10 protein-coding genes are annotated in these 12476 nt (G+C 59.3%); 4 read left to right on the top strand and 6 right to left on the bottom strand.

Features of this window, described 5'->3' with window-relative positions; genetic code table 11:
* Window positions 1-20: 20 nt before the first annotated feature.
* The 3 genes from clpX to tig form a co-directional block, all read right to left on the bottom strand.
* Entirely contained in the window at window positions 21-1295 is a 1275-nt protein-coding gene (gene clpX / locus I6L35_RS15205; RefSeq protein WP_201938413.1) for an ATP-dependent protease ATP-binding subunit ClpX, read from the bottom strand.
* Between the two features lie 70 nt (window positions 1296-1365).
* Window positions 1366-1989, bottom strand: a complete 624-nt coding sequence (gene clpP, locus I6L35_RS15200; protein WP_005336979.1) for an ATP-dependent Clp endopeptidase proteolytic subunit ClpP — start codon at window positions 1987-1989, stop codon at window positions 1366-1368.
* 86 nt (window positions 1990-2075) lie between these two features.
* Window positions 2076-3386 carry a trigger factor gene (gene tig / locus I6L35_RS15195; RefSeq protein WP_005345092.1) on the bottom strand — a complete coding sequence of 437 codons (1311 nt, stop codon included), beginning with the start codon at window positions 3384-3386 and terminating at the stop codon, window positions 2076-2078.
* Between the two features lie 441 nt (window positions 3387-3827).
* Here tig and I6L35_RS15190 point away from each other — a divergent pair, with 441 nt between their 5' ends.
* Entirely contained in the window at window positions 3828-4262 is a 435-nt protein-coding gene (locus I6L35_RS15190) for a YccF domain-containing protein (protein ID WP_201933346.1), read from the top strand.
* Window positions 4263-4354: 92 nt separating this feature from the next.
* Complete coding sequence (gene yfbR / locus I6L35_RS15185; protein ID WP_216978630.1) at window positions 4355-4945, top strand: 5'-deoxynucleotidase; 591 nt, start codon at window positions 4355-4357, stop codon at window positions 4943-4945.
* 88 nt (window positions 4946-5033) lie between these two features.
* Here the strand turns inward: yfbR and lolE are convergent, their stop codons facing one another.
* The 3 genes from lolE to I6L35_RS15170 form a co-directional block, all read right to left on the bottom strand.
* Window positions 5034-6275, bottom strand: a complete 1242-nt coding sequence (lolE, locus tag I6L35_RS15180) for a lipoprotein-releasing ABC transporter permease subunit LolE (protein ID WP_216978629.1) — start codon at window positions 6273-6275, stop codon at window positions 5034-5036.
* A complete protein-coding gene (gene lolD / locus I6L35_RS15175; RefSeq protein ID WP_204383079.1) occupies window positions 6275-6973 on the bottom strand; it encodes a lipoprotein-releasing ABC transporter ATP-binding protein LolD in 699 nt (232 codons plus the stop codon). The genes lolE and lolD overlap by 1 nt, the downstream gene beginning before the upstream one ends.
* Window positions 6974-7061: 88 nt before the next feature.
* A complete protein-coding gene (locus I6L35_RS15170) occupies window positions 7062-8297 on the bottom strand; it encodes a lipoprotein-releasing ABC transporter permease subunit (RefSeq protein ID WP_216978628.1) in 1236 nt (411 codons plus the stop codon).
* Between the two features lie 76 nt (window positions 8298-8373).
* On the opposite strand from I6L35_RS15170, the gene I6L35_RS15165 reads away from it, so the two are divergent.
* Both I6L35_RS15165 and mfd read left to right on the top strand, forming a co-directional pair.
* Window positions 8374-8949: a hypothetical protein gene (locus tag I6L35_RS15165; protein ID WP_005351323.1), complete on the top strand. Its 576-nt coding sequence runs from the start codon at window positions 8374-8376 to the stop codon at window positions 8947-8949.
* 56 nt (window positions 8950-9005) lie between these two features.
* Entirely contained in the window at window positions 9006-12473 is a 3468-nt protein-coding gene (gene mfd / locus I6L35_RS15160) for a transcription-repair coupling factor (RefSeq protein ID WP_216980300.1), read from the top strand.
* Window positions 12474-12476: the final 3 nt, after the last annotated feature.

The raw sequence follows: 12476 nt of genomic DNA, 5'->3' as shown, positions 1-12476 counted from the left end.
TTTGATTAAAAATCAGACATTTACTCTGATGCAGCAGCCTGGGTCTCGGGATTTTCGTAGATCATCAAGGGCGCAGAGTCCCCTTTGATCACGGTCTCGTCGATCACCACCTTGCTGACCCCTTCCAGAGAAGGCAGGTCATACATGGTATCCAGCAGCACGGCTTCCACGATGGAACGCAGACCACGAGCACCGGTTTTACGCTCCATCGCCTTGCGGGCTATGGCGTTGAGTGCGTCGTCACGGAACTCGAGCTCAACCCCTTCCAGATCGAACAACGCAGCGTACTGTTTGGTCAGCGCGTTTTTTGGCTCTTTCAGGATCTGGATAAGGGCAGCCTCGTCCAGTTCGGTCAGGGTCGCGACCACCGGCAGACGGCCGATAAACTCGGGGATCAGACCATACTTGATCAGATCTTCCGGCTCTACCTTGGCGAAGGTCTCGCTCAGGGTGGCCTTGGCATCCTTGGATTTTACCTCGGCGCCAAAACCGATACCGGTCCCCTTCACGGAACGCTGCTCGATCACCTTGTCCAGACCGGCAAAGGCACCACCACAGATGAACAGGATCTTGGAGGTATCAACCTGCAAAAACTCCTGCTGCGGGTGCTTGCGACCACCTTGCGGCGGCACGGAAGCAATGGTCCCTTCGATCAGCTTGAGCAGTGCCTGCTGTACCCCTTCCCCGGAGACATCGCGGGTGATGGAGGGATTGTCCGACTTGCGGGAGATCTTGTCGATCTCGTCGATGTAGACGATGCCACGCTGGGCCTTTTCTACGTCGTAGTCGCACTTTTGCAGCAGCTTCTGGATGATGTTCTCCACGTCCTCGCCCACGTAACCTGCTTCGGTCAGGGTGGTCGCATCGGCCATGGTGAACGGCACATCCAGCAGGCGAGCCAGAGTCTCGGCCAGCAGGGTCTTGCCGCTGCCGGTCGGGCCAATCAGCAGGATGTTGGATTTGCCAAGCTCCACACCACTGTTTTCGCCGCTGTTGCGCAGACGCTTGTAGTGGTTGTAGACGGCAACGGCCAACACCTTCTTGGCATACTCCTGCCCGATCACATAGTCATCGAGATGAGCACGGATCTGATGAGGGGTCGGCAGCTCGTTACCATCGCGCTTGGGCGAGATCTCGCGGATCTCTTCGCGGATGATGTCGTTGCACAGCTCGACACACTCATCGCATATGTAGACGGAAGGGCCAGCGATCAGCTTGCGCACTTCATGCTGGCTTTTGCCGCAAAAAGAGCAGTAGAGCAGCTTATCACCCTCACCCTTGCGTTTTTCTGTCATTCAGCAACCTCGTTTTATCAATAGAGGATGGATCGGCCTGTTGAGTTTACAACAGACCGGGACACCCTGCTCAGCTACGCTGGCTCAGGACACCGTCTACCAAGCCATAGGCCACAGCCTGCTCGGCGGACATGAAGTTGTCACGATCGGTGTCACGCTCGATAGTAGCCATGTCCTGACCGGTGTGGAACGCCAGGCGCTCGTTCAGGGTATTTTTAATCTTCAGGATCTCCTGGGCGTGGATCTGGATATCAGATGCCTGCCCCTGGAAGCCACCCAGCGGCTGGTGGATCATCACACGGGCGTTAGGCAGGCAGAAACGCTTGCCCTTGGCGCCACCAGCCAGCAGGAAGGCACCCATGGAACAGGCCTGCCCCATGCAGACGGTGCTGACATCCGGCTTGATGAACTGCATGGTGTCATAGATGGACATGCCCGCAGTCACCGAACCACCCGGCGAGTTGATGTAGATATAGATGTCCTTGTCCGGATTCTCGGACTCGAGGAACAGCAGTTGGGCAACCACCAGATTGGCCATGTGATCTTCAACCTGACCGGTCAGGAAGATCACCCGCTCTTTCAGCAGACGGGAGTAAATATCGTAGGAACGTTCACCCTTGGCAGTCTGTTCGACCACGATGGGGACCAGCGCATTGCTGGGAGAATCGGTCATATCGTTATAGTTCTTGTACATAAGGCATTGTCCCTAAAATAAAATGGCCCGAGTGGAGATCACACGAGCCATTATACTTAACAGTCTTGACCTTAAGTCAAATGTTCTTAGGCAGCGGCGCCAGACTTGTTGATCACTTCGTCAAATGCAACTTCTTTTTCGGTCACTTGCGCTTTGGACAGGATCAGGTCGATGGCTTGATCTTCTACTGCCAGGTTACGAACGCCGTTCAGCATCTGTTCGTTCTTCTGGTAGTACTCGATCACTTCCTTCGGATCTTCGTAGGCAGTCGCCATGGACTCGATGATGCTGTTTACACGGGCATCGTCAGCCTTGATCTCGTTGGTGCGGATCACGTCACCCAGCAGCAGGCCTACACGTACACGACGCTCGGCTTGAGCCTGGAACAGTTCAGCCGGCAGCTCGGGAGCGTTGCCGCCCTGGAAACCACCGAAGCGCTGCAGAGCCTGCTGACGCAGTGCGTCGATCTCTTGAGCAACAGCTGCTTTCGGCAGGTCGATTTGGTTGGCTTCAACCAGACCGTTCAGAACCTGCTCTTTCACGCTGTTTTTCAGGGCTTGAGCCAGTTCGCGTTCCATGTTCTTGCGCACTTCGGCTTTCAGCTCTTCAACAGAACCGCTTTCGATACCGAAACGCTTCACGAACTCTTCGGTCAGCTCAGGCAGGATCTGCTCTTCAACCTTGATCAGCTTGGAAGCGAACTTGGCTTCTTTGCCTTTCAGGTTTTCAGCGTGGTAGTCAGCCGGGAAGGTCACTTCGATGGTGAACTCGTCGCCCGCTTTCTTGCCCAGGATGGCGTCTTCGAAGCCCGGGATCATACGGCCAGCGCCCAGGACCAGGTTGAAGCCTTCAGCTTTGCCGCCGTCGAACTCTTCACCGTCGATGGAACCGACGAAGTCCATGGTCACACGCATGCCATTGGCAGCAGCAACATCGGCATCAGCCCAAGTAGCGTGCTGCTTGCGCAGGGTGTCGATCATGTTGGCCAGATCTTCATCCTTCACGGTCGCAACCGGCTTCTCGACCTTGATGGTCTCAAGACCTGCAACTTCGAACTCCGGATACACTTCAAAAGTGGCGGTGAATTCGAAATCCTGACCCTCTTTGATCTCTTTCGGATCCATGGTCGGGGCACCGGCCGGGCTCAGTTTGTTTTCGATGATGGCTTTGATGAAGTTGCTCTGCATCATTTCATCAGCAACGCGGGCGTGAGCCATGGCGCCGAACATCTTCTTGATGATGGCAACCGGAGCCTTGCCAGGACGGAAACCGTCGATGCGACGAGTTTTGGCCAGGCCATTCAATTCTTTACGCACAGCGGCGTCTACGGTAGCAGCCGGTACAGTGATGGTAAGACGGCGTTCCAGACCCTGGGTTGTCTCTACAGAAACTTGCATTCTTCTACCTCGTTCAACTCAGCACTGTGTGCTGACCCTTTATTGCCCCTGGGCAAAGCCCGGAGTCTTCCTGTTTATAAAGACAACGATATGTCTTTGTGATGAGAAAATATGACGCGGCATTATAGCGGCGCACTTTGGTCGAGTCGAGCCACACATCCCCCACATTGAGCGGCGTGCAAGCACAATTCGTGCAAAACTGCCCTTTATATGGGGAGAGAGGACCTCTAGTTCAACCATCCAGTGAGGATAATTTTGCGTTTGCTCACCTTTTTTCATCCGAACGCCGCTTTATTACCCATTTTTCGCCGATAAACAGGTCACCGCTGCGGACGACGACTCAATTTGACCAGCCAAATGGCGATTGGGCCAATCAACCATTGCGTCCCTACCCCTCCCTCGTTATGGTGGCAACCAAATTGATGATCTGGAGTCACTCACATGGCCTTTTTCCGCTTCTTGTTCAATCTGCTCTGGTTTGTACTGGGAGGTGTCTTTATGGGCCTGGCCTGGTGGCTGGCCGGTCTTATCTGCTTTATCTCGCTGATCGGCATTCCCTGGGGACGAGCCTGCTTCGTGATCGGCACCTTTACCTTCTTCCCGTTTGGCAAGCAGGCTGTCAACCGCAAAACCATGACCGGCCAGAGCGATATCGGCACCGGCACTCTGGGGCTGATTGGCAACATCCTCTGGTTCGTGCTGATCGGTGTCTGGCTGGCCATAGGCCACATCGCTTCCGCACTGGCCTGCTTCGTGACCATTATCGGTATTCCGTTCGGTATCCAGCACCTCAAGCTGGCGCTGATCAGCCTAGCGCCCATTGGCCAGATGATTGTGACCAATCAGGAGGCTGAATCGGGCCGCTATATCCGCTAACTGCGGGAAATGCGCGGGCAGACGCTGCCCAGCAACGAAAAAAAGGGCAGACTAGGGTCTGCCCTTTTCTATTCTCTTTTGTTGAGGCAATCATGTTACCCAGTCACTTTTTCGCCAATCTCGCCCGCATGAAACTCATCTATCGCTGGCCCCTGATGCGCAACATCCAGCCGGAAAACATTTCCGAGCACAGCCTGCAGGTGGCTATGGTGGCCCATGCCCTCGGCATCATCAAAAACCGGCTGTTTGGCGGCAGCGTGAATGCCGACCGCGCCGCCGTGATGGCCCTCTATCACGACAGCAGTGAGGTGCTGACCGGCGATCTGCCCACCCCGGTCAAATACTTCAATCCCGAGATCGCCCGCGAGTACAAGAAGATAGAACTGGCCGCCGAACAGCGGCTGCTTGGCATGCTGCCGCCGGAACTGGTAGAGGATTTTCGCCCGCTGCTCGATTCGGCAGCCCAAGATGGCGAGCTGGCCAGGCTGGTCAAGGATGCCGATACCCTCTGCGCCTATACCAAGTGCCTCGAAGAGATTAATGCTGGCAATAGGGAGTTTGAACCGGCTCGCAAACGCCTCGAAGCCATGCTGGAAGCGCGGATGAGCGATGAGATGCGCTACTTTATCGACACCTTCGTGGCCAGCTTCTCCCTGCCGCTCGATGAGCTGAACGCACACTAAGACAAGTCACTCGAGCTGAAAACAGAAGGGCCCGCCGGTTTGCACCGGCGGGCCCTTCGTTCTTTATCGTCTGATCAGATGTGGCGCATCAGTGACCCAGCTCGCGGGAGGGTACCAGACCGCTCGCCCGCCAGGCGGGATAGAGGGTCGCCACCAGACTCATCAGAATGGCGGCGCCCGTCACGATAAGCAGATCCTGCATATGCAACTCGGTCGGCAAGAAGTCGATAAAGTAGATATCCGGATTGAGGAAGCGGTGACCGATGAGCTTCTCGATAACCCCCAAGATCTGGGTCAGCTTGCTGGAGAGCAGCCCGCCCAGCAGGGCGCCGAGCAGGGCACCGGCCACGCCGTTGACCATCCCCTGAATGACGAAGGTAAGCCGGATCTGGCCAGGGCTCGCCCCCATGGTTTTCAGGATGGCGATTTCGCTGCGCTTCTCGTTCACCGCCATCACCAAGGTGGAGACAATGTTGAAGCAGGCGACGGCCACAACCATCAGCATCACCACATACATGACGGTACGCACCATCTGGATGTCCTGATAGAGGTAGCCCTGGCTGTTCATCCAGCTACGGATATAGACGTGATGGGGGAACTGCTGCGCGGCGGCAATCGTAATATTTTGTGCATTAAGCACATCGCTCACCCGCAGGCTGAAGCCCTCCACATCGCTGCCCATGCCGGTGATCGCTTGCGCATCGGCCAGATGCATAAAGCCGAGCAGGCCGTCGAGCTGCCCGCCGATCTCCAGCAGCCCCACCACGGTCAGGGCTTCGCGCCGAGGATTCTTGATCCCGGCCTGATCGCCCCCTTGCGGCAGCAACAGGGCGACCGAGTCTCCCACCTTGACGCCCAGCTTGTCGGCGATGGTCTTGCCAAGGATCACTCCACGTTCACCCGGTTGCAGCTCACGCAGGCCGCGGCCCGTCATGTATTTGCCGGCATCCGAGAGATTGGCTTCCAGCTCCGGCAGCACGGCGCGCAGTTGGACCCCCTTGAGGGCAGAGCCATGCTCCAGCAGACCATTGAGGCGAATGACCGGGGCAGCCGCTTCAACGCCCGGCTGGGCCAGCAGGTAGTCACGCAGACGGGGCCAATCTGGCAGCGGCCGCTCGACGGCGTCCAGCTCACCTTGCGGTACGACCGAGAGCACCCGATCTTTAAGCTCCCGCTCGAAACCGTTCATGGCGGAGAGGCCCAGGATCAGCGCCATCACCCCGAGGGCGATACCGATCAGGGAAGAGGCAGAGATAAAGGCGATAAATCCGTTGCGCCGGCGGGAGCGGCTGTAACGCAGGCCCAGGAAGAGGGGCAGCGGTTTGAACATCAGGCAACCTCCGCCATAACGCCACTCACCAGGGTCACCCGGCGATGGAGCTTGGCCGCGAGACTCAAGTCGTGAGTCACCACCACAAACGCAGTCCCCAGTTCACGGTTCAGTTCACACAGCAATTCGTACACTGCCGTGGCACTGGCGTGATCCAGATTGCCGGTCGGTTCATCCGCCAGCACCAGACTCGGTTCGTTGACCAGCGCCCGGGCGATCGCCACCCGCTGACGTTCACCACCGGAGAGCTCGGAAGGACGGTGATTCAATCGATGGGAGAGCCCCACCCGTCCCAGCATCTTGGTTGCCTTTTCGGTGGCAACCGCCACCGACTCACCGGCGATCAGCAGCGGCATGGCCGCATTTTCCAGCGCACTGAACTCGGAGAGCAGGTGGTGAAACTGGTAGACAAAGCCCAGCTCGCGGTTGCGAAAACGGGCCTGGGTACGGCTGTCCCAATGGTGAATATCCTCCCCCTTGAACAGCACGGCGCCACTGGAGGGGTTGTCCAGCGCCCCCATCAGATGCAGCAGAGTGGTCTTGCCGGAGCCCGAGCTCCCCACCACCGCCAGCATTTCACCGGGCGCGACGCAGAGATCGATCCCCTTGAGCACCTGAGTCTCCAGCTCCCCCTCTTTATAGACATGGTTGAGCGCCTGGCAGCGCAGCAGAGGTTCACAGGATACGGCTTCATTCATAACAGGGGCTCCACTTGCCTCGGTAACAACGCTGGCACCCGCAACAACGGGGGCACCAGTCACAACAGAAGATGCATTATTCACGGCATTACTCATAACGCAGCGCCTCGGCCGGTTTCACCCGCGCAGCGCGGGCCGCAGGATAGAGGGTGGCACTGAAGCTCAGCAGCACGGCGCCCAGCAAAATGGTGATGACCTGAGCCGGCTCGACAATCACCGGCAGGCCACTGCCGCCCGCCGCCATATAGAGGTTGAGCCCCACCGCATTGAGCAGGGGGTTGAGACCCAAGGAGAGCGCAAGGCCCGCCAGCCCGCCAAACAGAGCACCAATCACCCCGCTGGAAGCGCCAAGCACCATGAAAATTTTAACGATCCCCGATTCACTCATGCCCATGGTGCGCAGGATGGCCACTTCGCCCTCCTTGTCCGTTACCACCATCACCAGCGCGGAGAGGATGTTGAAGGTAGCGACGGCGATGATCAGCACCAGCATCAGCCCCATCATCCGTTTTTCCATGGCGACCGCCTGGAACAGCTCGCCCCGCTCGCGGCGCCAATCCTGCCACAGCAGCCCATCCGGCAACGGTGTCTTGATCACCTCGTCAGCGGCAAAGGGATCATCGAGCCAGAGGCGAATGCCACCGACGGTTTCTGGCGGCAGACGCAGCAGCCGCTGGGCATCCCCCAGGGCGATCAGCGCAATCTGATTATCCACATCGGCGCCGACCCCGAAGATGCCGGAGACGGTAAAGAGGCGCTGGGCCGGTACCCGGCCAAACGGAGTGAAGCGGGTCCCCTCGGTCAGGATCAAACGAACCTGATCGCCGATGGAGACATTGAGGCGACGTGCCACCCCCTGCCCCAGCACGATGCGGTAGTGGCCGGCCTGCAGGGTATCGAGGCGCCCCCCCAACATCTGGCTATGGAGGATGTCATCCTTGGGCCACTTTGCAGGGTCGATCCCCTGCACGCTCACCCCGGTCAGCTGGCCGGGGCTTTGCAGCATCCCTTCGCTGTCGAGCATGGGAGCCGAGGCAACCACATGGGGTAAGTTGGCCAGATCCGGCAAGCCTTGCGGGTCTGCATCAATACGGCCAGCCTGGTTGGTCACCACCACATGGGGGATCACCCCGAGGATGCGCCCTTTGAGCTGCCCTTCGAAACCGTTCATCACCGAAATGACCACCATCAGGGCGGCAACCCCGATGGCGATGCCAAAGGTAGAGAACAGGGAGATAAATGAGACGAAGCGATTGCTGCGCTTCGAGCCTGCATAACGCAGGCCGATGGCCAGCGAAAGGGGCTGAAAAAGTCCGGTCTTCAAGGATATGTACGTTGCCAACAAAATAAGATACCGGATAATAAAGGGAAACCGTCCATGACAACAAGGGATAGCCTCCATGCAGGAACAGTTCTTCAGCGTCACTCATGCCACGCCGGTCAATGTGATCCCCATGCCGGCCGACTTCCACCTCCCCTCGCTGGAGGAGCTGGACGCTGAGCTGCCGGAGCCCTTTCGGATCTCTTCGGCCATTACCTCCATCGATCTGGTGACCACCCGCCTGCTGCGCAACCAGAACGAGTCGATGCACGATCTGATCGAGATCGTTAATCAGCAGTCCCGCAAGATCGACATGATCATGGGCTATGTACTCTCCCTGCAGGACCATCCGGAGCAGCGCTTTCACACCCTGCGCTTCGGGGCTGGCCAGCTCACCTACCTCCACCCCTATCATGATCACGGGGATGCACCGCACCTGCACCAGATCGTCCGCCTCAAGATTTTCCTGCGGGAAGAGGCGGCCGCCATCTACTGCTATGGCCAGGTCAAACAGCTCGACGGCGGTGAACATGGCACCCATGTGCAGCTCGACTATGTGCGGATCCGCGAAGATGACCGTGAACTGCTGGTTCGTGCCAGCCTCCACGTGCAATCGAAACAGCTCAAGCTGCGCGCCCAAGAGCGTCAGCGCTAACCAGAGCGAACGTCAGCGATAGATAACGTCAACGTTAAAAGAATCGAACCATGCCAATGACACTCCCCGCCTTGCCCGCCAAAGCGGGCCAAAAGATCACGCTCGGCCAGCTGGTCGGCAGCAGCCTCTCGCTGATTGCAGCCCGTCTCACCAGTGAAGCCAAGGGGCCGGTACTGCTTATCACCGCCGATACCCCGAGCGCCCTGCGCCTGGAGCAGGAGCTTCAGTACTTGCTGGCAGGCAAGCAGCCAGCCGCTCAATCCGTTCCCGTATTGCTGTTCCCCGATTGGGAGACCCTGCCCTACGACACCTTCTCTCCCCATCAGGACATCATCTCCCAGCGGCTCGAGACTCTCTACAAGCTACCGCAGATGAGCAAGGGGGTGCTGATTGTCCCCATCTCCACCCTGATGTTGCGCTGCGCCCCCCGGGTCTATCTCGACAAATACAGCCTGATGGTGAAGGCCGGCCAACGCCTCAATCTGCAACAGTTGCGCGGGCGGCTGGCCGAGGCGGGTTACGTGGCGGTGGATCAGGTGCTGGAACATGGCGAATTTGCCGCCCGCGGCTCCCTGCTCGATCTCTTCCCCATGGGCAGTAGCAGCCCCTATCGCATCGACTTCTTCGACGATGAAGTGGACTCCATCCGCCCGTTCGATCCCGAAACCCAGCGCTCCAGCGAACCGGTCAAGACGGTCAGCCTGCTGCCCGCCCGGGAATACCCTACCGACGAGGCGGCCATCGAACTGTTTCGCGGCCAGTTCCGCGAGCAGTTCGAGCTGTCGCGGGCCGAGGGTTCCGTCTATCAGGAGGTGAGCAAGGGGCGCTGGCCCGCCGGCATCGAGTATTATCTGCCGCTCTTTTTCAACCAGACCGCCAGCCTGTTTGACTACCTGCCGGAAGAGACCCTGCTGCTCACTGTGGGGGATATCTACCCCGCCGCCCAGCGTTTCTGGAACGATATCGGCCAGCGCTATGAAGACAGACGCTGGGACAACACTCGCCCCCTGCTACCCCCGGCCCAGCTCTATCTGCCGGTGGAGCAGCTCTTTGCCTCTCTGGGCCAATATGGTGCGGTGCGGCTGCAAGAGTCCGCTACCGCCGGTGATGCTGGTCAGCACGATCTGCCCATCTCCGCGCTGCCCGACCTGCAACTCGATCACAGCAAAGAGCAACCCCTGCTGGCGCTCAACCAGTTCCTCCAAGGTTTTGCCGGGCGCACCCTGTTTGCGGTGGAATCCGAAGGACGGCGGGAGGTACTCGGCGATCTGCTGGCGCGTATCTCACTGCAACCCAAGGAGTTCCCCTCTCTCGACGCCTTTATGGCGAGCCCGGATCGCCACGGCCTGCTGGTTGCACCGCTTGAGCGTGGCTTCCTGTGGCAGGAGGTCGGTCAGGATCCACTGGCGCTGATCACCGAGACCGAACTGCTGGGCGGCAAGGTGCGCAGCAAGCGGGCGCGGGAGAAGAGCAAGAACCTGAGCTCCGATGCGGTGATCAGAAACCTGGGCGAGCTGACCCAGGGTCAGCCAGTGGTCCATCTGGATCACGGGGTCGGCCGCTATCTGGGGCTCGAAACCATCGATGCCGGTGGCCTGCCCACCGAGTTTTTGACCCTCGAATATGCCGGCGGCGACAAGCTGTTCGTGCCGGTTACCAGTTTGCACCTTATCAGCCGCTACACCGGTTCTGATAACCCGCCCAGCCACAAGCTCGGCGGTGAAGCCTGGAGCAAGGCGCGGCGCAAGGCGGCGGAGAAGGTGCGCGACGTGGCAGCCGAGCTGCTGGATGTCTACGCTCATCGCGCCGCTCGCGCCGGTTTTGCCTTCAAGCACGACAAAGAGGCCTATCGCCAGTTTGCCGCCAGCTTCCCGTTCGAGGAGACCGACGATCAGCTCAACGCTATCAATGCAGTGCTGGGGGACATGTGTCAGGCCAAGAGCATGGATAGACTGGTGTGCGGCGACGTCGGTTTCGGCAAGACCGAAGTGGCGATGCGGGCAGCGTTTGTGGCTGTACACGGCGGCAAGCAGGTTGCCGTGCTGGTGCCCACCACCCTGCTGGCGCAACAGCACTACGACAACTTCCGCGACCGCTTCGCCAACTGGCCGGTGCGGGTCGAGGTGCTGAGCCGCTTCCGCTCCGCTAAAGAGCAGAGCGCAGTGATGAAGGAATTGGCCGAAGGCAAGGTGGACATCATCATCGGCACCCACAAGCTGCTCGGCTCCGAACTCACCTTCAAGGATCTGGGGCTGCTCATCGTCGATGAGGAGCACAGATTCGGGGTACGCCAGAAGGAGAAGATCAAGGCGCTGCGGGCCGATGTGGATATCCTCACCCTCACCGCCACTCCTATTCCACGCACCCTCAATATGGCAATGTCCGGCATGCGGGATCTCTCCATCATCGCCACGCCGCCCGCCAAGCGACTCGCCATCAAGACCTTCGTGCGCCAGCACGAACCGGCGGTGGTGCGCGAGGCTGTGCTGCGGGAACTCAAGCGCGGCGGTCAGGTTTACTACCTGCACAATGACGTGGAGAGCATCGAGAAGTGCGCCGCCGATCTTGCCGAATTAGTGCCCGAGGCCCGCATCGGCATCGCCCACGGCCAGATGCGCGAGCGCGAGCTTGAGCGGATCATGTCCGACTTCTACCACCAGCGCTTTAACCTGCTGGTCTGCACCACCATTATCGAAACCGGCATCGACGTGCCGAGCGCCAACACCATCATCATGGATCGGGCGGATCATCTCGGACTGGCCCAACTGCACCAGCTACGGGGCCGGGTTGGCCGCTCCCACCATCAGGCCTACGCCTATCTGCTCACCCCCCATCCCAAGCTGATGACCAAGGATGCGGCCAAGCGGCTTGAGGCGATCGCCTCGCTTGAAGATCTCGGCGCCGGTTTTGCGCTGGCGACCCACGATCTGGAGATCCGTGGTGCAGGCGAACTACTCGGCGACGATCAGAGCGGCCAGATTGAATCAGTCGGCTTCACCCTCTACATGGAGATGCTGGAGCAGGCGGTCGAGGCGCTGAAAAATGGCAAAGAGCCGTCGCTCGAGCAGCTGATGAGCCAGCACACCGAGGTGGAGCTGCGCCTGCCTGCGCTGCTGCCGGATGACTATATTCCGGACGTCAACATGCGCCTCTCCATGTACAAGCGGATCGCCAGTGCGGCGGACGAGCAGGAGCTGCGCGAGCTGAAAGTGGAGCTGATCGACCGTTTCGGCCTCTTGCCGGAGGCGACCAAAACCCTGCTGGAGCTGGCTGCCTTCCGCCAGCGGGCCACCGCCCTTGGCATTCGCCGGGTGGAGATGAGCGAGCGCGGCGGCTATCTCGACTTCACCCAGGAGACCAAGGTTAATCCGGCCTATCTGGTCAAGCTGCTCTCCAGCCAGCCCCGGGTCTACAAGATGGACGGGCCGACCCGGCTGCGTTTCCAGGTGCCGACCCAGGATCGTGCGATGCGCCTGAAACTGGTCGATGGTTTGCTGGCTGATCTGGCCAACAACAGCCTGTGAATC

The organism is Aeromonas sp. FDAARGOS 1405 (assembly GCF_019048265.1).
GTDB classification, from domain to species: Bacteria; Pseudomonadota; Gammaproteobacteria; order Enterobacterales; family Aeromonadaceae; genus Aeromonas; species Aeromonas veronii_A.
Note: the sequence above shows the minus strand (reverse complement) of the source record. Positions and strands in the feature narration are given on the sequence as shown.

Bases quoted from the DNA above. Each gene is read 5' to 3' on its own strand.
- yfbR (WP_216978630.1), top strand. From the start codon at position 4,355: ATGTTACCCAGTCACTTTTTCGCCAATCTCGCCCGCATGAAACTCATC.
- I6L35_RS15165 (WP_005351323.1), top strand. From the start codon at position 8,374: ATGCAGGAACAGTTCTTCAGCGTCACTCATGCCACGCCGGTCAATGTG.
- clpP (WP_005336979.1), bottom strand. From the start codon at position 1,989: ATGTACAAGAACTATAACGATATGACCGATTCTCCCAGCAATGCGCTG.
- clpX (WP_201938413.1), bottom strand. From the start codon at position 1,295: ATGACAGAAAAACGCAAGGGTGAGGGTGATAAGCTGCTCTACTGCTCT.
- I6L35_RS15190 (WP_201933346.1), top strand. From the start codon at position 3,828: ATGGCCTTTTTCCGCTTCTTGTTCAATCTGCTCTGGTTTGTACTGGGA.
- lolD (WP_204383079.1), bottom strand. From the start codon at position 6,973: ATGAATGAAGCCGTATCCTGTGAACCTCTGCTGCGCTGCCAGGCGCTC.
- lolE (WP_216978629.1), bottom strand. From the start codon at position 6,275: ATGTTCAAACCGCTGCCCCTCTTCCTGGGCCTGCGTTACAGCCGCTCC.
- mfd (WP_216980300.1), top strand. From the start codon at position 9,006: ATGACACTCCCCGCCTTGCCCGCCAAAGCGGGCCAAAAGATCACGCTC.
- tig (WP_005345092.1), bottom strand. From the start codon at position 3,386: ATGCAAGTTTCTGTAGAGACAACCCAGGGTCTGGAACGCCGTCTTACC.